Source organism: Herbiconiux daphne, assembly GCF_024979295.1.
GTDB lineage: Bacteria > Actinomycetota > Actinomycetes > Actinomycetales > Microbacteriaceae > Herbiconiux > Herbiconiux daphnes.
In genome coordinates, this window is record NZ_JANLCJ010000002.1 from 300,432 (window position 1) to 317,779 (window position 17,348).

Genomic DNA, 17,348 nt, shown 5'->3' on the forward strand with positions numbered 1-17,348 from the left:
CCCGGGGCCCGGGCTCCGGTCAGGCACCGGGCGAGCGCGGCTCAGGCCGTCAGCACGAGCGGACCATCGGCCGTGACCGCGACGGTGTGCTCGGAGTGTGCGGCTCGGCTGCCGTCGGCCGACCGCACCGTCCAGCCGTCGGGATCCATCAGGATGCGCGACGTGGTCTTCGCCCACCACGGCTCGAGGGCGAAGACGAGACCGGGCCGGATGCGATAGCCGCGGCCCGGGCGGCCGTCGTTGCCGATGAAGAGATCGCCGTGCATCGTGCGGCCGACGCCGTGGCCGCCGAACTCGAGGTTGACCGGGTAACCGTGCGCCGCCGCCACCGCGCCGATGGCCGCGGAGACGTCGCCGATGCGGTTGCCGGGCTGGGCCGCGGCGATTCCCGCGGCGAGGGCCTCTTCGGTGGAGCGGATGAGGGTGAGATCGGCCGGGTCGGCGCGGCCGACCACGACGGTGGTGGCGGCATCCGCGACCCATCCGTCGACCGAGGCGGCGAAGTCGAGACTCAGCAGGTCGCCGTCGCGCAGCCGGTAGTCGTGCGGCAGGCCGTGCTGGGCCGCGTCGTTGACCGAGAGGCAGATGACGTTGCGGAACGGGCCGTTGCCGAACGAGGGGGCGTAGTCCCAGTAGCACGAGACCGCACCCCGGCGGGCGATGGCGGCGCGCGCTTCGTGCTCGAGGTCGAGCAGGTTGGTGCCGACCCGGGCCCGTGCCGACAGTGCGGCGAGGGTGTCGCGCACGAAGGCACCGGCGGCGCGCATCTGCTCCATCTCGGCGGGGCTGTGCAATTCGATCATGGTGGTATGATAATACCGATTTCGGTATGAAAATACCGGTGGCCCCACCAGCAACAGACCGACCAGCAACGGCCTGACCGGCAACTGCCCGGCCAGCAACGGAGGATGCACGATGATGGTGCGAGCACCGCTCACCCCGGAACAGCTCGAGGCCGGGCGCCGACTGGGCGAGACCTTGCGGCGCGCCCGGCAGAGCCGGTCGCTGAACGAGGTGGCGGCCGAGGCGGGCATCTCTCCGGAGACCCTGCGCAAGATCGAGACCGGGCGGCTGCCGAGCCCGGCTTTCGGTGTGGTCGCCGCGCTCGGCCGTGCCCTCGGCCTGTCGCTCGACGATCTGGCGGCGGAGTGGGCCGGCGGCGCGGAGGCCGCTCGACGGAGCGCGTGACCGAGCCTGACGATCTGCCGCCGGTCGGTGGCGCATTCTGCGATCGGTCGTACGGTGCAAGCATGACCTCAGATCAGGAAACCCAGGACGAGCCCATCATGGCGGGCGCGACCGATGCCACCGAGCAGCAGAAGCACGACGGGCGCCAGGAGCAGATCGATGCCGACGCGCACCGCGACGCCGGGCTCGACGACAGCCTGCGCAGCGTGCGGGCCGTCGGTGAGAACCGATCGGGGTCAGGCGCCGACAACGAGTTCGCCGACGCCGACCACGAGAGCCACGAGAGCCACGCGAGCCACGAAGGAGCAGACCATGAGTGACCCCCGCCCCGAGCACACCCCCGAACCCGACGAGGTCGACCCGATCGAAGGCACCGAGCCCGACGGCACCCCGGTCGAGAATCCGTCCGGCTGAGTCCGGCTGAGTCCGGGAGGTCGGCGCCGTCAGGCCAGGTAGGCGAGCGCGCCGGCGATGAGATCGGCCACGGCGACGGGGTTCGACACCATCACCGAGTGCGAGGCATCCGGAACCTCGACGGTCTTCAGGGCGCCCGCGCGCTGAGCCATGAACCGCAGCGCCTCGACCGGGATGTTCTTGTCGGCCGTGCCGAAGACGAACCATGACGGCAGCGCCGACCACGCGGGCGTCTTGGCCGGCTGGGGTTCGGCCAACGCCTCATCGCGCACAGGTCGCTGGGTCGCGGCGGAGATCCGCGCCTCGGCGGGCGGCACGTCTGCGGCGAACTGACCGGGGTAGAGCTCGCGATCGACGATCAGGTCGTTGGTGCCGTCACCGAGCGGGATGCGCCGCACGGTCTCGCCGAGCGTGCTGCCGGGGAAGAGCGCGGTGAGTTGCAGGGAGGTCTCGCCGTGCTGCGGGGCGAAGGCGGCGACGTAGACGAGGCCGACGACGGAATTGGCGCCGGAGGCCGCCTCGGTGATGACCGCTCCCCCGTAGGAGTGCCCGACCAGGAGCACCGGCCCGCCGACGGCGGCGATCGCGCTGCGCACGTTGTCGGCATCGGTGGCCACGCTGCGGAGGGGGTTGGGGGTGGCGAAGGCGTCGACCCCGCGGCCGTGCAGGTTGGTGAGCACGGCGTTCCAGCTGGAGGATTCCGCGAAGGCTCCGTGCACGAGCACGACGGTGATGGATTCAGGCATGGACTCCCCTTCTCGCGAACGCGTCCGCCGGCCGGCGACCGGCGACGCTCTCTTCGACGCTACGGATGCTCGGCTCGGCGTGCGTGACCCTGGTGGTACCCCTGCGGCTCAGCCCGACGGCCGCGCGGTGGGATCCGGCGGCGTCGTGCCCGGCGCGCCGATCGACGCGGCGAGGTGCTGGAACACCACGGCCGTCAGGCTCTGCGGCGGCGCCGAGAGCACCGTCAGCAGATAGCCGGGCATGCTGCGCACGGCGAAGTTCTGCACCTCGATCTCGATGGTGCCGATGCCCTCGACCACCATGTGGATGTGGGCGTCTTCGGGCCCCGACACGTCGTAGCGGGCCCACATCGCGACGAAGTCGGGGTCGGCCGAGAGCTGGTCGACGATCTGCTTCAGGCGGGGAGAGAACGGATCGGCGTCGCGGCGGAGGCCGGCCACGGTCGACCGGGTCATCGGCTCCCACTCGACGAGCGTGGACTTCATGCGGTCGTTGAAGAGGTCGATCGCCACGTTGGAGCCGGCGGCGAGCCCGCCATGCCCGAAGACGGTCGCCAGGGGGTTGGCGGCGACGATGTCGCGGTTGCTGTCGGAGACGTAGGCCGGGGTGTGGGTCCACTGCGCCAGGATGCGCTCGATGCGCGCACTCGACTCGGCGTCGGGTGACCCGGCGCTCGGCAGGTCGCCGCTGGCCAGCCGGAACAGGTACTGGCGCGAGTCGGCGTCGAGGTGGAGGGCCCGGGCCAGGGCGTTCAGCACCTGGTCGGACGGCCGCGAGCTGCGCCCCTGCTCGAGCCGCAGGTAGTACTCGGGACTGATGCCCGCCAGGCGTGCGACCTCGTCACGGCGGAGACCCGGCACGCGCCGGCCCGGTTCACGCACCAGGCCCTCGTCTTCGGGTTGGCGCACCGCCCTCCGGGCTCGCAAGAAGTCGCCCAGGGCAACCGACTCCACCGACATCCGCTCGTCCTCCCGTCGCGGGGACCACCGCGTGCACCCACCGTACCGTTATTGAGCCGTCGCTCCACAATCCGCGCCGGATGTTGTGGGCTGGATCTCGCGCGCGTTCTTGCGCGCGATCCTTGCGCGCGTTGTGCGGCGGTTCTGCGGCGGCTCAGCAGCGGTTCTGCTGCCGGCAGACGTGACCGCGGGTTCGTCGTCACCGCCGTACGCTCGGCTGCATGGAGCTGATATTCGTGCACGGCGCCCTGGTGCGTGACGGACGGTGGTGGTGGCGACGCGCCGCCGACGAGATCGAGGAGCGCACCGGCATCCGCAGTCGCTCGGTGAAGCTGCCCTCGTGCGGTGAGACCACGCCTGAGGAGGTGTCGGGCGGGCTGGTCGCCGATGCGGCGGCGCTGCGGGCGGTGCTCGACGAGGTCGAGTCGCGCGCGGGTGCCGGTTCGGCCGTCGTCGTGGGGCACTCCTACGGGGGCACGGTCATCGCCGAGGCGGGCCGTCACCCGGCGGTGGCGCACCTGCTGTTCGTGTCGTCGTATCTGCCCGCCGTGGGATCGTCGCAGGCCGCGATCATGAGCGCCGAGACCGACCCGGTGGCGATCGGCGACAACGGTGACGGCACGCTCGGCGTGGTCGGCTACGACGCGGGGTCGTTCGGGGCGCGGTTCCTGCAGGACACGGATGCCGCCACGCAGCAGACGGCCTGGGAGCGCGTCACCGCGCAATCGGCCGCCGCCTTCGTGACGCCGACCACCGCGGCCGGGTGGCAAGGCGTCGATTCGACCTACCTCGTCTGCTCCGACGACCGCAGCACGTCGGTCGAGCTGCAGCGCGTGCACGCCGCACGGGCGACGCGTGCGGTGGAGGTGCCGACGGGGCACCATCCGTTCCTCAGCCGGCCCGATCTCGTGGCCGAGCAGGTGGAGCGGCTCGTCCGGGTGTGAGCGGAGCGGGGCCAGCCCTTCGGGGTGAGTCGAGCCAGGCCGAGCACCCGTCGGGCTGAGCACCCGTCGGGCTGAGCACCCGTCGGGCTGAGCGCTGTCAGGGTGCGCGGCAGTCGGGCTTAGATGGACACATGAGAGCGATCGTGTTTTCCGACAACGGCGCGTCCGACGTCTTGCGGCTCGAGGAGCGGCCGATTCCCGAACCGGGGGCCGGCGAGGTGAGGGTGCGGATCGCCGTGTCGGCGGTCAACCCCACCGACTGGAAGAACCGGGCCGGCGGCACCGGCGCCCCGATCCGGCACGAGCAGGGCACCGATCAAGACGGAGCCGGCGTGATCGACGCCGTCGGGCCGGGTGTCACCGATCTCGCCCCGGGCGACCGGGTGTGGCTCTTCCTCACCGCCTACCAGCAGCCCGGCGGCACAGCCCAGGAGTACACGGTGACGTCGGCCGAACGGGTGGCGAAGCTGCCCGACGGCGTCTCCTTCGACATCGGAGCATCTCTCGGCGTGCCGGCCATGACCGCGCACCGTGCTCTGACCGTGCACGAGGGCGGCCCCGCGCGGCTCGCACCCGACGCCCTCGCCGGGCGAACGGTATTGGTGGCCGGCGGTGCCGGCGCGGTCGGGCACGCCGCCATCCAGCTCGCCCACTGGGCGGGAGCCACGGTGGTCACGACGGTGTCGTCCGACGCGAAGGCCGCCCTCGCGACATCCGCCGGCGCCGACGTCGTGGTGAACTACCGCGACGACGATGCCGTCGCACGCATCCGGTCGGCCGCTCCCGACGGCATCGACCTGGTGGTGGAGGTCTCCCCCGCGAAGAACGCCGAGCTCAACGCGGCCGTGCTCGCCAACCACGGGAGCATCGCCGTCTACGCCAACGACGGCGGCGACCGCATGACGCTCGACGTGCGGCGACACTTCGCCCTGAACGTGCGCTACCAGTTCCTGCTGCTCTACACCGTCGGGCCCGAGGCGCTCGCCGCGGCGGCCGCCGACATCACCGCCGCGCTCGCCGACGGCGCACTGCCGGTGGGCGAGGAGGCCGGGCTGCCGATCACCCGGTTCCCGCTCGACCAGACCGCGGCGGCGCACGACGCCGTCGAGAACGGTGTGGTCGGAAAGGTACTCATCGACGTCGCCGCCGTGTGACGCCGGCGCGGCGCACTGCCCCCGGTCAGTGCCGCCGATCACTGCGCCGTGCGCGCGCACACCTCGGCCCAGGGCGTGGGCTCCAGCGAGAAGTGCGCCCGTGCGGCGGAGTCGTCGAGCACGTAGGGGCGCGTCCACTGGTAGGCCAGCTGCCCGAGTTCGCGCAGCATCGGCGAGCCCAGGGCGCCGAGGCGCACGACGACGGCGGGGATGCGGCTGACCGGCACCGGCGGGAACCCGGCCGCGGCGAGCACGTCGCCGAGCGCCTGGCGCTGTGTGCGCGGCGGGTTCGACGGCACGTTCCAGACCCGGCCGTGCGCCGATTCGTCGGCGGCGGCCGCGATCAGCAGTCGTGCGACATCCTGAACGTCGGTGAAGGTGTGCGGCTGATCGGGATCGCCGAGCACCCAGGCCCGCTTGCCCTGCCGTGCGGCGGGAAGTTGCCGGCTGATGTGCCCGTTCGCTCCGACACCGGGGCCCATGTAGTCGCTCCCCCGCACCTCGACCGCCCGCACCTCCCCCGCGTCGTGCGCCGCCCGGGCGTCGGCCCAGAGCCGCGCGCGCAGGATGCCTTTGTGGTCGGTGGCGGCATCCGGCAGCGCCTCGGTCATCGGCACGTCGACCGGCCCGTAGGGGTAGAGATTGCCGGTGATGGCGTAGGTCGCGCCCGAGCGGCGCGCGGCCTCGAGCAGCGCGGCGGCCAGGGGCGGCCAGGTGGCCTCCCACTGGGTGTAGTCGCCCGGGTTCGCGCAGTTGTAGAGCACGGATGCCCCGGCGGCGGCCGCGGCGAGGGCCGTCGCGTCGCGCGCATCGGCGCGCACGCTCGACACTCCCGCGATGCCGAGGTCGGTGCCGGAGCGGGTGACGACCACGACCTCCGATCCGCGATCGGCGAGCTGGGCGGCGACGTGGCGGCCGACAGGGCCGGCTCCGACGATGACGTGGCGGTCGGTCATGGGTTCTCCTGAGTCGGTAGGGACGGAACGAGAGCAGTGCTCTCTCTTTCAGTGTCGCAGGCGCATCGTGCGAAGGCAAGAGCAGTGCTCTCGTTTGTTGCGGATGCTCTCGCAAGACGGCACAGTGGGGGGATGCAGCTTCCGAAGGCGCGCACCGCTCGCGCTCTGGCTCGCGACCAGATCACCGCCGACATTCTCGCCGCCGCCCGCCGCCGCCTGGCCGACGAAGGGCCGGCGGAGCTCTCGCTGCGCGCGGTGGCCCGGGACGTCGGCATGGTCTCGTCGGCCGTCTACCGCTACTTCGCGAGTCGCGACGACCTTCTGACGGCCTTGCTCGTGCTGGCCTACGACGACCTGGGGTCGGCGGCCGAAGAAGGGGATGCCGCGGTCAGCGACCGCGACGACTTCTGGGCGCGCTGGTCGGCGGCGCTGCGGGCCATCCGGCGCTGGGCGGTGGCGAACCCGGGCGACTACGCGCTGCTCTACGGGTCGCCGGTGCCGGGGTATGCCGCGCCGCAGACCACCATCGAGCCGGCCGTGCGGGTCATCCTCGTCATTCTCGGGGTCGTCACCGACGCCCACCGCGCGGGCGCGATCGCCGGGGCGGGCACGTCGGCCACCATGGAGTCGGACGCGCCCGGGGCCGAGGGGCTGGCGGCATCCGTCGCCGAGGCGATCGACTTCGTGCGCGCGCGGGGCCTTCTCGAGGGCGAAAGCGACGTGCCCGTCGAGCTCGTCGTGCGCACCCTCATGGCGTGGACGACGGTGTTCGGCACGGTGTCGTTCGAACTGTTCGGGCACCTGGTCGGGTCGGTCAGCGACCTCGACCGCTACTTCGACGCCGTCATCGAGAGACTCGGCCGCGACCTCGGGCTCGTGGCACCCCACGGCCGCTGACGCGCCACTATTCTGGACCAGCGGCCAGGGGGGCCGAAGCGCGGGGCCGAAACGGGGGGCTGGCACATGGTGGTACTCACTCGGCAGGCGACGGATGCGCGAACGCGCGTCGCGCGCATCTGGTTCGGTGGCATCGCGGTTGTGGTGGGGGTCGCGCTCGTCATCCAGCTGGTGCTCGTGTTCACCGGCGGGCAAGACGTGAACTCGTTCCAGCCCACGAATGACCAGAGCCTCGGCGAGAAGCTCGTCAACCTGTTCAGCTACTTCACCATTCAGAGCAACCTGTTCGTGCTCGGCACGTCGATCGCGCTGGCGCTCAGCATCCACCGCGACAGCCGGCTCTGGCGGGTGCTGCGGCTCGACGCCATGCTCGGCATCATCATCACCGGGCTGGTCTACGACTTCGTGCTGGCCGGTCTCGTGCACCCCACCGGGTGGGCGCTCGCCGCCACCATCGGCTTCCACTACATCTCGCCGTGGGCGACCCTGCTGGGCTGGCTCGTGTTCGGTCCCCGGCCACGCATGGGGTGGCGGGTGATGGCGCTGGCCTTCATCTGGCCGGTCGCCTGGCTCGTCTACACCTTCGTGCGCGGCGCTCTCACGGGCTGGTATCCCTACCCGTTCCTCGACGTCGACCTCATCGGCCTCGGCGACTCGTTGCGCAACTCCGCCGTCATCCTCGTCATCGCGGTCGGCATCGCGGCCCTGCTGACGCTGCTCGACAAACGGATGCCCGCGCTCGTGCAGGAGAGCCGCTAGAGTCTGTGTGAAAACGGCCCGACCACTCGTCGCGGCCGATCGAATGCCCAGGGGGGACGAAGAAAGATGACTGGATACGCGCCAACAGGAGCGACGGCTGCGCCGCTCGACGCGCCCTATTACAACGCGCCGTTCGGAGCCGCGGTCGCGCGGTTCTGGCAGAAGTACGCCACCTTCAGCGGGCGCGCCAGCCGCAGCGAGTACTGGTGGTGGTACCTGGTGGCGTTCGTGGTCAATGGCGTGTTCAACGTGCTGTCGTACACCCTTGGCGGCTACGGCATCCAGATGGACCAGACCTACGCGCCGCCGAGCGCCGGCGCCATCGTGATCTTCTCGATCTGGGGGCTCTGGGCGCTCGCGACCATCATCCCGACCCTCGCCCTTCTCGCGCGCCGACTGCACGACGGCAACTTCAGTGCCGGCTGGATCTTCATCGGCCTCGTGCCGTTCTTCGGCGGCATCGTGCTGCTGGTGATGACGCTGCTGCCGCCGAACCCCGCGGGGCAGCGCTTCGATCGCTGATGCAGCCGGCGCTGAGCCGGCGCTGATACATCCGGCGCTGAGGAACCGGCGCTGAGGCAGCCCGCTTGACTTCAAGCGCTTGAGGTGTGGTGGTGTTGAGGCATGACCACCACAGCCTCAGCGCTCACCATCCACGACGCCTCCCGGCGCAGCGGCCTCAGCGAACCGACACTGCGCTACTACGAGCAAGTCGGGCTCATCGGCCCGATCGCCCGCGACCCGCACAGCGGCCACCGCCGCTACGGCGAGACCGATCTCGACACCATCCAGGCGCTCGCCTGCCTGCGGGCGATGGGTGTCGGCATCGACGACATGCGCACCTACCAGGCCAACCGGGCGCGCGGTCGCGCGGCCGCGGGCGAGCAGCGCGACCTGCTGCTTCGGCACGCGGAGCGCGTGCAGCGCGAGATCGCCACCCTCGAGGTGCACCTCGACTACCTGCGGTCGAAGGCGGAACTCTGGAACACCCGAGACCTCGCGGATGCCGCGGCCGAAGCGGAGGCGCATCGCGCGGTCGAAGCGATCCTCCCGCGGTTGCAGGAGGTGCTGTGATGGGCACCGTTCTCGTCACCGGCGCCTCCGGCTACCTCGCCACACGCCTCATCGCCGATCTGCTGCTCGCGGGCACCGGGGTGCGCGGCACCGTCAGGTCACTCGACTCCGAACCCGAGGTGCGGGCGGCGGTTCGCCGCGGCGGCGCTGACGACAGCGGCCTCGAGCTCGTGACCGCCGGGCTGCTCGACGACGCCGGCTGGGCCGAGGCGGCCGCCGGTGTCGACGGCGTCTATCACGTGGCGTCGCCGATGATCCAGACCGCCGATCCCGACGACGTGGTGCCACCCGCCCGCGACGGCACGTTGCGGGTGCTGCGGGCCGCTCGCGCGGCATCCGTTCCCCGGGTGGTGCTCACGTCGTCGTTCGCCGCCGTGGGCTACGGCCCCAAGCCGGTGCGCGACTACGACGAGACCGATTGGACCGACCCCGCCACCCCCGGCCTCCCGGCCTACCCGCTGTCGAAGGCGGTCGCCGAGCGCGCGGCCTGGGACTTCATCGAGCGCGAGGGCGCCGGCACCGAGCTCGTGGCGGTCAACCCGACCTGGATCGCCGGCCCCACCCTCACCACCACCGCCCGATCGTCGTTGCAGCTGTTCACGGCGATGCTCGACGGCACCATGCCCGCCGTGCCGCGCCAGCGCTTGGCATCGCCGACGTGCGCGACGTGGCCGCTCTGCACATCGCCGCGATGACGACTCCGGATGCCGCGGGCAAGCGCTACCTGGCCCTCGCCGACGGGCCCACGATGACGTTCCTCGAGGTCGCGACCGTGCTGCGCGACCGCCTGGGGCCGCTCGCGTCGCACGTGCCGACGCAGGAGGTGCCGGGCGACGAGCCCGCACCGCTCGTCATCCACAACGATCGCGCCAAGCGCGAACTCGGCTTCCGCCCGCGCCCCGCCGTCGACACCATCGTCGAAACCGCCGAGAGCTTGCGCGACCTCGGCCTGCTCGCCGCCGGGTAGATAGGAGCGGAGGCCGGTTGGCTGGTCGCCGCCCGGTTGCGGGAGCGCAGGCCGGCCGGCGGGCCGCTCACCGGGGTGATGCGTCGCCGCTCGCGCTCGTCTCTGCCACAGCGTCTATCGCCTCGCGCGACGAGAATCCCTCGGCCTGCAGTCGTGTGACGAGAAGGTGCTCGGCTCGCTGCTGGGCGCGGCGGCGAGCCGGCCAGCGGGTCGCTCCGCGGGACATCGCGATCAGCCGAGCGAACCGGATGACGAGAAGAATTGCGATCGCAGCGGCAGCGATGCACAGCACGAGGATGAAAGCCGCGGCGAATTGCTGGATGAGTTGCAGGTGGATCACCTCCGAGTGATGGTCGCCGTCACAGCCTAGCCACGGCAGTGAGCTTTCGTCACCTTGGCGGGTCGAGCGCGGCCTTCGTGTCAGTGCGAGCGTCGCAGCCGGGCGGCGGGCGTGGCAGGATTTCGGCATGGAGCATGTGCTGGGAATCGGCGGATATTTCGTGCGGGCGAGCGACCCTGAGGCGTTGGGCGCCTGGTATCGCGACTGCCTGGGGCTGGACGCCGACGAGATGGGGCTGTGGCAGCAGAGCGCCGGGCCCACGGTGTTCGCGGCGTTCGAGGCCTCGACCGACTACTTCGGGTCGCGCGACCAGCAGACCATGCTGAACTTTCGCGTGCGCGACCTCGACGCCATGATCGCGCAGCTGCGTGCCGCCGGCGCGACCGTCGCCGACGAGACGCAGGACATGGCGGGCGTCGGGCGTTTCGGATGGGTCACCGACCCGGAGGGCAATCGCGTCGAACTCTGGCAACCCGCCTAGCGGGCCCTCGCGCGGGCACCGACGGGCGGGCCCGGCGCGGTAGGCGTGCCGGGCAGCTCTGGCGGGTAGGCGCGGCGGGGCAGCTTGGCCGGTCACCCGCCACTCACCCGGCCGGGCGCGAGAACAGGTTCACGAGGTTGCCGTCGGGGTCTCGGAACAGCGTCGAACGGTTGCCCCAGGGCATCGTGGTGGGCTCGAGCACGATGTCGTCGAGGGTGCTGCACAGACGCGCGAACTCGGCATCCACGTCGTCGACGAGGAATTCGATGATGATCGAGTCGTTGCTCGCCGGCTTCGGCGCCTGCGCCCCGAGCATGGCCACGGTCGCCGTGCTGCCGATGGCGAGCGAACCCGCGTCGGTGCGGAACTCGGCGAACACCGGCGCAGGCCGAACCGCGGGCGTGCCCGTGACGCGTTCGTAGAAGTCGGCGAGCCGATCGACGTCGTCGGTGACGATGCGGATGGAGGCGAATTGCATGGTGATCCCTTCCGGCGGGCCGAGGTGGACCGTCGCCTCGATTGTGCGCCGAACCCACGACATCGGCTCGATCCCGCGCAGAACCGGGCCAGAACGGCCCCTGCACGAGGCCAGATCCAGGCCAGAACGAGCCCAGAACGGGCCGAACTCTAGGGCATTCCCGACGCCCTTCGCCAGTCCACTTTCGGGCTTGGCGCGACGGCCCACGGCACCCCTATGCTGTCCCCCGTGAGACGTCTGCCCGTGCTTCTGACCGTGCCCGCCCTCGTCATCGCCGCTCTGGCGATCGCCCCGTCGGCCGCATCCGCGGCACCCGCGGCACCCGCGGCATCCGCGACCACCGCTGCGGCGGCATCCGGATCGCTCGCCGCCGCCGACGCCTGCGCCCCGGCCCCGGCCACGGCGGTCGTGGGCAAGCTCGCGATCGACACCATCCACGAGAGCGGCCTCACCGGCTCCGGCCTCACCATCGGCGTCATCTCGTCGTCGTACGACAACCCGACGCCCGGCACGACGCTGCCGACCGACGCGGCCGACGACGTCGCATCCGGCGCGCTTCCGGGCGTGGGCAACCCGTGCGGCCGCACCCAGCCAGTGCGCGTGCTGCACGACGACGTGCCGAGCGACGACGAGGGCCGCGCGATGCTGCAGATCGTGCACGCCATCGCCCCGGCCGCCGATCTCGTGTTCACCACCGGCGCGAGCGACGACGTGACCTTCGCCGACGACGACCTCGCCCTGGCGTCCGCGATCGACGACATGATCGCCGCCGGGGTCGACGTGATCGTCGACGACATGATGGCGCCCGCCGACCTCGCCTACGCCCCCGGATTCGCGGCCGCCGCCGCCGAGCGCGCCACCGACGCCGGCATCATCTACTCCGTTGCCGCCGGCAACCTCAACCACGTCGGCGCGGAGTCGATCGACGGCGTTCCGCTCGACAGCGCGGGCTACAGCATCGGCAGCTGGCAGACCAGCGCCTTCCGCGGCACCGAATGCCCCGAAGCCGTGCGCGCCGAGAAACCGGATGCCGCCCTCGAATGCCTCGACTTCGACCCCTCGTCGGGCGCCGACCCCACCGACGAGTTCACCCTCTACGCCGAGCAGGGCGTCACCGATCCGTCGGAGCTCGCCATCCTGCAGTGGTCCGACGCCCCCTACGCCGTGCAGTCGACGCTGTTCGCGGCGTTCCTCGACGACACCGGAGCCGTGACCGACACGGTCGAGCTCGACGACCAGTCGGCGGGCCTCCCCGTGGCGGGCAGCTCGGTGTTCGGCGACATCCCGATCGCCACCACCGTGACCCGATCGCTGGTGATCGCCCGTGAGGTCACCGACACGGTCGACCCGCTGGCACCTTCCGCCCCTGCCGCCCCTCTCGCCGTGCGATTCGCCTTCTTCGACGACGACCTGCCGCGCACCGTGCAGGGGGCGGAGCACTACGAATCGACCGTGACCGACACGGGCGACGGGGCCGGCGGCACGGCGACCGACGCTGTGACCGACACGGTCGGCTCGATGCTCGTCGGCCGGGCCGCGAACCCGAGCGCCGTCACCGTGGCCGCGTCGTCGTTCTTCACGCCCACCGAGCTCGAGTCGTACAGCGCAGGCGGGCCGCAGGTGCGCTACTTCGACGCCGTGACCGCCGTGGGCACGGCACCGGCGCGGCTCGACGTGGCCGAGGTGCGCGAGGGACCGACGGTCACCGGGCTAGACGACCTGCCGACCACGTTCTTCGGCGACCTGATCGACGGCTACTACCTCTACCCGGGCACCTCGGCGGCGACGCCGGTCGTGGGAACGGTGCTGGCGCTCGGCCGCCAGGCAGCGCCGCACGCCACCCTCGACGAGCTGACGGATGCCCTGGCCGCGACGGCGACACCCCTCACCTTCACCTGGAACGGCACCACCCCCGCCCAGACGAGCGGCGCCGGGCTCATCGACCCGGTCGCGTTCATCGCCGCGGTGCGGGAGCAACCAGCCCCGGCACCGACACCGAAACCGGCAGCGTCGGGCGCGGTTCCTGCCGAGCTCGCGGCCACCGGCTCCGGCCCGTCGAGCGGCCTCGGGCTCTGGGGCGGTGCCGGCCTCGTCGTGCTCGGGCTCGCGGTGGCGACGCTCGCGGGGCTGCGCCGCACCCGCACCCACACCCGCACCTCGGCCTGACCGCGTAGCTGGCGGCCGGCAGCCCGGTCGGCGAGGATGGTCGACGTGAGCGATCATCCCTCTGACGAGACAGCGGCCGAGACCACGCCGGAGCGCTGGACCGAAGCGACGGTCTACCCCGACATGTGGGTCGATCCGGAGGCCGATCCGCGCAACGTCGGCGGCAGCAGCCCCGAGGGCGAGCTCGCGACGCTGACCGACTTCCTCACCGACTACCGGCTGACCCTGCGCATGAAATGCGACGGCCTCGACGCCGAACAGCTCGCCCGCCGGTCGGTGCCGCCCTCGACGATGTCGCTGCTCGGCCTGCTGCGGCACCTGGCCGAGGTGGAACGCGACTGGCAGAACTGGATCACCACCGGTGACCCCGCTCCCCGCCTCTACGGACCGAAGGACTCCGACTTCGACGGCGCGGTGGCGGATGCCGCGGTGGTCGCCGCCGCCTATACCGATCTGGCCCGCGAGCAGGCCGCCACCGACGCGCTCCTGGCCGGGCACGACGACCTCGGAGAACGCCTGGGCCGCCAGCAGATCCCGGTGCGAGAGTTGCTCGTGCACCGCATCGAGGAGTACGCCCGCCACTCGGGCCACGCCGACCTGCTGCGCGAACGCATCGACGGCCGCACCGGACAGTGAGCCCAGGGCAGTGAGCCCAGGGCAGTGAGCACAGGCCAGTGAGCACCGGGCGGAGAACACAGCGCAGTGGGCATCGCCGCGACGCTCAGCGCAGCACGTCGGGCAGGCAGCGGGTCACGGCCGAGACGGGCACGCCGAGGCAGCTCGCGATGTCGTCGTCGCTCATGCGTTTCGAACGCAGCAGCCGCACGGCGGCGCGCCGGCACATCTCGGCGGCCTTGGGCAGGTGCCCCGCCCCGAGCGCCCGGGCCTCGTCGACGTAGCGCTGCACCGAGGGCGGCAGCAGCAGCCGCAGTTCCGGCGACGGTGCGCCACCGGCCGAGTCCCGGCCCGCTGAATCACCGGTCCACAGGTTGGCCCGCACCTCGGCGAGCGAGCGCATGCCGGTCGCGAGAGAACGCTCACCGCCCCGCACATACCAGGAACCACGCCGCCACTCCACGACGATCTCGTCGGTCGCTTCGCTCTCGCGCTTCGGTTGTATCACCCATCTCTCCTTCGACTCGCGCCGTCGGCCGGCGTCACGGGGGACTCCACAGGCTAGGTGTCCGCGCCGTCACGACCGCCCTCGGCGGCGTGATGGCCGGACGGCGAACGCACAGCTGACCGAAAAACGAACGGCGCGCGGAATGCTCTACTGTGGCAGCACGCGGTGTCGCGGTGGCGCCTGCGACGTCAGCGATGCGATGGGAGGCAGCGCGATGACGACCACGTCACGACGAGTCGAGTTCGAGACCGACGACCGGGATGCCGCGGCCGACGCGATCGAGGACGCCTTCGGATTCCGGGCCCGCTTCACCGGTCGCGAGCTCGGTTTCCGGCAGCAGAGCATCTTCGGCGCCGACGTGTCGTTCACCGAACTGCGGTTCGGGGGCAGACTCCGCACCGACGTCGACCCGAACCCCAGCGTGGTCGTGAGTGAGATCCCCCGAGGTCGCTACGTCGTTCGCCGCGACGGCCAGACGGTCGATCTGTCGCACGGCGGTCTGTTCCTGCTGCCGACCCGTACCGACATGCGGGTCGAGCTCGACCACACCGTGATACGCACCTACAACCTCGGTTCGGTCGAGCAGTTGCGCCGCGCCGTGGCGCAGGCGTCACCGACCGGGCCGGAGCTCGACCTGACCCGCTTGAGCCCGGTGTCGCCGAGCGCCGAGCGCTACCTGCGCGACTCGCTCGCGCTCTACCGCCGTCACTTCTTGGGCGACGCGACCGTCGGCACCGGTTTGGCGGCCGCGGAGGCCCACCGGCACCTGCTCTGCACCGCCGCCTCGGTGTTCGGGCTTCTGTCGCCGGCGAGGAAGGCGGCCACCGACAGCGTCGTCGTGCGGCAGGCACGCGCTCACGTCGCCGAGCACCTCGGCGAGCCGCTGACGGTCGACGACCTGGCCGTCGCCGCGCACTGCGGCGTGCGGGCCTTGCAGATCGCGTTCCGTCGCGAACTCGGGCAGACGCCGATGGAGTTCGTGCGAGAGGCCCGGCTCGCCGCGGCCCACGCCGACCTGAAGGCGACGGCCGACAGCCTCGGAGCGCCGGCGACGGTGTCGGCCGTCGCGCTGCGGTGGGGCTTCGTCAACGCCGGGCGGTTCAGCCACTCCTACCGTCGCCGCTTCGGCGAATACCCGAGCGACACCCTGCGCCGACGCTAGAGCCGGGACCGGCCCGTTCGACTGGCCGCCCCGGCGCGCGAGTGCGGGCAGGTCGGCTTGGGCCCTTCTGCCGGGGCCGCTACTGTGCCGGGTCGGCGGCGGCGCGTCTCACCAAGGCCGCGATCTCGGCCGCGGTCTCATCGGTGAGGTGGTCGAGGGCATACGACGACGGCCAGAGTCCGCTCTCGTCGTCGAGCTGCGCGTCGACGCCGAAGCCGAGGGTCGAGTAGCGCAGCTTGTCGTCGATACCGCTCCGGAAGAACACCACGATCTTGCCACCCTTGGCCCAACCCGGCTGGCCGTAGTAGAGCTTCGGCGCGAGCTCGGGCGCGGCATCCGTGACGATGGTGTGCAGGCGCTCGGCCATGGCTTTGTCGGGCTGCTGCATCTCGGCGATCTTGGCCTCGACGGCAGCCGCATCGGCGGCGGCCTTCTCGGCTGCACTCGCTCGCCGGGCCTCCGCCTTGAGTTCGGCTGCTCGCGCTTTCATGGCCGCACGCTCTTCGGCCGAGAAGGACGCGGAGTCCTTTCCGCCGGCCCCGGCCTTCGCCCCTGCTGCCGCGTTCATCACGTCTCCTCTGGTGTCTCGTCGTGGCTGTCTCGTCGCGGCTGTCTCGTCGACTGTTCCGCTGTTCACGGTAGCGCCAGCATACGAAGACCGCTTCTCCGTTCCTGCTCGAAACTAGGGTGAGATGGCCCTAGCACCCCAAGAGAACGTCGACGACCCCGAAGGAAGAGACACGATGATGCCCACCACGATCGCCGTCGCCGGAGGAACCGGTGCCGTCGGCCACCACGTCGTCGACATCGCCCGCGAACGAGGTCACGAGGTGGTGGTGCTCGCGCGCGCCGCGGGCGTCGACCTCACGAGCGGCCGGGGCCTGGCCGAGCGGCTCGAGGGCGTCGCCACCGTCGTCGACGTCACCTCCGTCTCGACCCAGGCGGATGCCGCCTCCCGCCGGTTCTTCGGCGCCGTCACCCAGAACCTGCTCGACGCCGAGGTCGCCTGCGGCGTCGATCACCACCTGGTGCTCTCGATCGTCGGCAGCGACCTGGCGCCGTTCGGCTACTACGCCGGCAAGGCCCTGCAGGAAGAACGGGTGAGTGCCGGCCCGGTGCCCTGGACGATCCTGCGCACCACCCAGTTCCACGAGTTCGCCGCACAGATCTACGGCCGCGTCCGGCTCGGCCCGATCTCGATCGTGCCGTCGATGATCTCGCAGCCCGTGGCGGCGATCGAGGTCGCGCGGCGACTGGTCGACCTGGCAGAGATCGGCCCGCAGGGCCGCGTCGCCGATCTCGCCGGGCCGGAGCGACTGCGGATGGCGGACATGGTGCGCGCCTATGCGGCGGCGATCGGCCGCAGAGGGCCCATCCTCGAGGTGCCGCTGCCGGGCAAATTCGGCACGGCGCTTCGGAACGGCACCCTCACAGCCGCACCGGCGGCCGACCTCGGCTCCGAGACGTTCGGTGAGTGGGTCGGCGACATCCGTCGTCACCGGGCGGAGACCGCCGGGTGATCACCCGCGCCGCAGCCGC

General features: G+C 71.7%; 23 protein-coding genes. 15 read left to right on the forward strand and 8 right to left on the reverse strand.

Annotation, left to right across the window (positions count from 1 at the left end; translation table 11 throughout):
- Positions 1-41: 41 nt before the first annotated feature.
- The gene (map, locus tag N1032_RS06910) at positions 42-803 is read right to left on the reverse strand and encodes a type I methionyl aminopeptidase (protein ID WP_259538284.1); all 762 of its coding nucleotides are present in this window, start codon (positions 801-803) and stop codon (positions 42-44) included.
- A 115-nt stretch (positions 804-918) separates the two neighbouring features.
- Between map and N1032_RS06915 the strand changes: the two genes are divergently transcribed.
- Positions 919-1,188 (forward strand): helix-turn-helix domain-containing protein, encoded by a 270-nt coding sequence (locus N1032_RS06915; RefSeq protein ID WP_259538669.1) that lies wholly within the window; start codon positions 919-921, stop codon positions 1,186-1,188.
- 62 nt (positions 1,189-1,250) lie between these two features.
- Positions 1,251-1,508, forward strand: a complete 258-nt coding sequence (locus tag N1032_RS06920; protein ID WP_259538285.1) for a hypothetical protein — start codon at positions 1,251-1,253, stop codon at positions 1,506-1,508.
- Positions 1,509-1,631: 123 nt separating this feature from the next.
- Here the strand turns inward: N1032_RS06920 and N1032_RS06925 are convergent, their stop codons facing one another.
- Both N1032_RS06925 and N1032_RS06930 read right to left on the reverse strand, forming a co-directional pair.
- A complete protein-coding gene (locus tag N1032_RS06925; protein ID WP_259538286.1) occupies positions 1,632-2,348 on the reverse strand; it encodes an alpha/beta fold hydrolase in 717 nt (238 codons plus the stop codon).
- Positions 2,349-2,456: 108 nt separating this feature from the next.
- Entirely contained in the window at positions 2,457-3,308 is an 852-nt protein-coding gene (locus N1032_RS06930) for a helix-turn-helix domain-containing protein (protein ID WP_259538287.1), read from the reverse strand.
- Positions 3,309-3,529: 221 nt separating this feature from the next.
- On the opposite strand from N1032_RS06930, the gene N1032_RS06935 reads away from it, so the two are divergent.
- Positions 3,530-4,252, forward strand: a complete 723-nt coding sequence (locus N1032_RS06935; protein WP_259538288.1) for an alpha/beta hydrolase — start codon at positions 3,530-3,532, stop codon at positions 4,250-4,252.
- Positions 4,253-4,383: 131 nt separating this feature from the next.
- Positions 4,384-5,406 (forward strand): NADPH:quinone reductase, encoded by a 1,023-nt coding sequence (locus N1032_RS06940; protein WP_259538289.1) that lies wholly within the window; start codon positions 4,384-4,386, stop codon positions 5,404-5,406.
- Between the two features lie 38 nt (positions 5,407-5,444).
- Here N1032_RS06940 and N1032_RS06945 read toward each other — a convergent pair whose 3' ends face one another.
- Entirely contained in the window at positions 5,445-6,362 is a 918-nt protein-coding gene (locus N1032_RS06945; protein ID WP_259538290.1) for an NAD-dependent epimerase/dehydratase family protein, read from the reverse strand.
- Between the two features lie 132 nt (positions 6,363-6,494).
- Here N1032_RS06945 and N1032_RS06950 point away from each other — a divergent pair, with 132 nt between their 5' ends.
- The 6 genes from N1032_RS06950 (at position 6,495) to N1032_RS06975 (ending at position 10,059) form a co-directional block, all read left to right on the forward strand.
- The gene (locus N1032_RS06950; protein WP_259538291.1) at positions 6,495-7,259 is read left to right on the forward strand and encodes a TetR/AcrR family transcriptional regulator; all 765 of its coding nucleotides are present in this window, start codon (positions 6,495-6,497) and stop codon (positions 7,257-7,259) included.
- Between the two features lie 66 nt (positions 7,260-7,325).
- Positions 7,326-8,018 (forward strand): Pr6Pr family membrane protein, encoded by a 693-nt coding sequence (locus tag N1032_RS06955; protein WP_259538292.1) that lies wholly within the window; start codon positions 7,326-7,328, stop codon positions 8,016-8,018.
- Positions 8,019-8,084: 66 nt separating this feature from the next.
- Positions 8,085-8,540, forward strand: coding sequence for a DUF805 domain-containing protein (locus N1032_RS06960; RefSeq protein WP_259538293.1), 456 nt, complete (start codon positions 8,085-8,087; stop codon positions 8,538-8,540).
- A 102-nt stretch (positions 8,541-8,642) separates the two neighbouring features.
- Complete coding sequence (locus tag N1032_RS06965; protein WP_259538294.1) at positions 8,643-9,092, forward strand: MerR family transcriptional regulator; 450 nt, start codon at positions 8,643-8,645, stop codon at positions 9,090-9,092.
- On the forward strand, positions 9,092-9,787 hold the full coding sequence (locus tag N1032_RS06970) for an NAD-dependent epimerase/dehydratase family protein (RefSeq protein WP_259538295.1): 696 nt from the start codon (positions 9,092-9,094) through the stop codon (positions 9,785-9,787). The genes N1032_RS06965 and N1032_RS06970 overlap by 1 nt, the downstream gene beginning before the upstream one ends.
- Positions 9,751-10,059 carry an NAD-dependent epimerase/dehydratase family protein gene (locus N1032_RS06975; RefSeq protein ID WP_259538296.1) on the forward strand — a complete coding sequence of 103 codons (309 nt, stop codon included), beginning with the start codon at positions 9,751-9,753 and terminating at the stop codon, positions 10,057-10,059. The genes N1032_RS06970 and N1032_RS06975 overlap by 37 nt, the downstream gene beginning before the upstream one ends.
- 67 nt (positions 10,060-10,126) lie before the next feature.
- Here N1032_RS06975 and N1032_RS06980 read toward each other — a convergent pair whose 3' ends face one another.
- The gene (locus N1032_RS06980; protein WP_259538297.1) at positions 10,127-10,399 is read right to left on the reverse strand and encodes a hypothetical protein; all 273 of its coding nucleotides are present in this window, start codon (positions 10,397-10,399) and stop codon (positions 10,127-10,129) included.
- A 127-nt stretch (positions 10,400-10,526) separates the two neighbouring features.
- Here N1032_RS06980 and N1032_RS06985 point away from each other — a divergent pair, with 127 nt between their 5' ends.
- Positions 10,527-10,880, forward strand: coding sequence for a VOC family protein (locus N1032_RS06985; RefSeq protein ID WP_259538298.1), 354 nt, complete (start codon positions 10,527-10,529; stop codon positions 10,878-10,880).
- A gap of 103 nt (positions 10,881-10,983) precedes the next feature.
- Here the strand turns inward: N1032_RS06985 and N1032_RS06990 are convergent, their stop codons facing one another.
- Entirely contained in the window at positions 10,984-11,358 is a 375-nt protein-coding gene (locus N1032_RS06990) for a VOC family protein (RefSeq protein ID WP_259538299.1), read from the reverse strand.
- Positions 11,359-11,586: 228 nt separating this feature from the next.
- On the opposite strand from N1032_RS06990, the gene N1032_RS06995 reads away from it, so the two are divergent.
- Together N1032_RS06995 and N1032_RS07000 are read left to right on the forward strand one after the other, a co-directional pair.
- Positions 11,587-13,524: a S8 family serine peptidase gene (locus N1032_RS06995; RefSeq protein ID WP_259538300.1), complete on the forward strand. Its 1,938-nt coding sequence runs from the start codon at positions 11,587-11,589 to the stop codon at positions 13,522-13,524.
- A 45-nt stretch (positions 13,525-13,569) separates the two neighbouring features.
- Positions 13,570-14,160, forward strand: a complete 591-nt coding sequence (locus tag N1032_RS07000) for a DinB family protein (protein WP_310795929.1) — start codon at positions 13,570-13,572, stop codon at positions 14,158-14,160.
- Positions 14,161-14,245: 85 nt separating this feature from the next.
- On the opposite strand, the gene N1032_RS07005 is transcribed toward N1032_RS07000, so the two are convergent.
- Positions 14,246-14,647 carry a hypothetical protein gene (locus N1032_RS07005; RefSeq protein WP_259538301.1) on the reverse strand — a complete coding sequence of 134 codons (402 nt, stop codon included), beginning with the start codon at positions 14,645-14,647 and terminating at the stop codon, positions 14,246-14,248.
- A gap of 214 nt (positions 14,648-14,861) precedes the next feature.
- Between N1032_RS07005 and N1032_RS07010 the strand changes: the two genes are divergently transcribed.
- Positions 14,862-15,809: a helix-turn-helix domain-containing protein gene (locus tag N1032_RS07010; protein ID WP_259538302.1), complete on the forward strand. Its 948-nt coding sequence runs from the start codon at positions 14,862-14,864 to the stop codon at positions 15,807-15,809.
- Positions 15,810-15,888: 79 nt separating this feature from the next.
- Here N1032_RS07010 and N1032_RS07015 read toward each other — a convergent pair whose 3' ends face one another.
- Positions 15,889-16,377, reverse strand: coding sequence for a DUF1801 domain-containing protein (locus N1032_RS07015; RefSeq protein ID WP_259538303.1), 489 nt, complete (start codon positions 16,375-16,377; stop codon positions 15,889-15,891).
- A gap of 124 nt (positions 16,378-16,501) precedes the next feature.
- Between N1032_RS07015 and N1032_RS07020 the strand changes: the two genes are divergently transcribed.
- Positions 16,502-17,329 (forward strand): SDR family oxidoreductase, encoded by an 828-nt coding sequence (locus N1032_RS07020; protein ID WP_259538304.1) that lies wholly within the window; start codon positions 16,502-16,504, stop codon positions 17,327-17,329.
- Positions 17,330-17,348 lie beyond the last annotated feature (19 nt).

Excerpts from the sequence above, each read along its gene's own strand:
- N1032_RS06960 (WP_259538293.1), top strand. The coding sequence starts at position 8,085 with ATGACTGGATACGCGCCAACAGGAGCGACGGCTGCGCCGCTCGACGCG.
- N1032_RS06950 (WP_259538291.1), top strand. The coding sequence starts at position 6,495 with ATGCAGCTTCCGAAGGCGCGCACCGCTCGCGCTCTGGCTCGCGACCAG.
- N1032_RS06945 (WP_259538290.1), bottom strand. The coding sequence starts at position 6,362 with ATGACCGACCGCCACGTCATCGTCGGAGCCGGCCCTGTCGGCCGCCAC.
- N1032_RS06935 (WP_259538288.1), top strand. The coding sequence starts at position 3,530 with ATGGAGCTGATATTCGTGCACGGCGCCCTGGTGCGTGACGGACGGTGG.
- N1032_RS06930 (WP_259538287.1), bottom strand. The coding sequence starts at position 3,308 with ATGTCGGTGGAGTCGGTTGCCCTGGGCGACTTCTTGCGAGCCCGGAGG.
- N1032_RS06965 (WP_259538294.1), top strand. The coding sequence starts at position 8,643 with ATGACCACCACAGCCTCAGCGCTCACCATCCACGACGCCTCCCGGCGC.
- N1032_RS07020 (WP_259538304.1), top strand. The coding sequence starts at position 16,502 with ATGGCCCTAGCACCCCAAGAGAACGTCGACGACCCCGAAGGAAGAGAC.
- N1032_RS07010 (WP_259538302.1), top strand. The coding sequence starts at position 14,862 with ATGACGACCACGTCACGACGAGTCGAGTTCGAGACCGACGACCGGGAT.
- N1032_RS06955 (WP_259538292.1), top strand. The coding sequence starts at position 7,326 with ATGGTGGTACTCACTCGGCAGGCGACGGATGCGCGAACGCGCGTCGCG.
- N1032_RS06920 (WP_259538285.1), top strand. The coding sequence starts at position 1,251 with ATGACCTCAGATCAGGAAACCCAGGACGAGCCCATCATGGCGGGCGCG.
- N1032_RS06990 (WP_259538299.1), bottom strand. The coding sequence starts at position 11,358 with ATGCAATTCGCCTCCATCCGCATCGTCACCGACGACGTCGATCGGCTC.
- N1032_RS06985 (WP_259538298.1), top strand. The coding sequence starts at position 10,527 with ATGGAGCATGTGCTGGGAATCGGCGGATATTTCGTGCGGGCGAGCGAC.
- N1032_RS06970 (WP_259538295.1), top strand. The coding sequence starts at position 9,092 with ATGGGCACCGTTCTCGTCACCGGCGCCTCCGGCTACCTCGCCACACGC.
- N1032_RS06940 (WP_259538289.1), top strand. The coding sequence starts at position 4,384 with ATGAGAGCGATCGTGTTTTCCGACAACGGCGCGTCCGACGTCTTGCGG.
- map (WP_259538284.1), bottom strand. The coding sequence starts at position 803 with ATGATCGAATTGCACAGCCCCGCCGAGATGGAGCAGATGCGCGCCGCC.
- N1032_RS06925 (WP_259538286.1), bottom strand. The coding sequence starts at position 2,348 with ATGCCTGAATCCATCACCGTCGTGCTCGTGCACGGAGCCTTCGCGGAA.
- N1032_RS07015 (WP_259538303.1), bottom strand. The coding sequence starts at position 16,377 with ATGAACGCGGCAGCAGGGGCGAAGGCCGGGGCCGGCGGAAAGGACTCC.
- N1032_RS06915 (WP_259538669.1), top strand. The coding sequence starts at position 919 with ATGGTGCGAGCACCGCTCACCCCGGAACAGCTCGAGGCCGGGCGCCGA.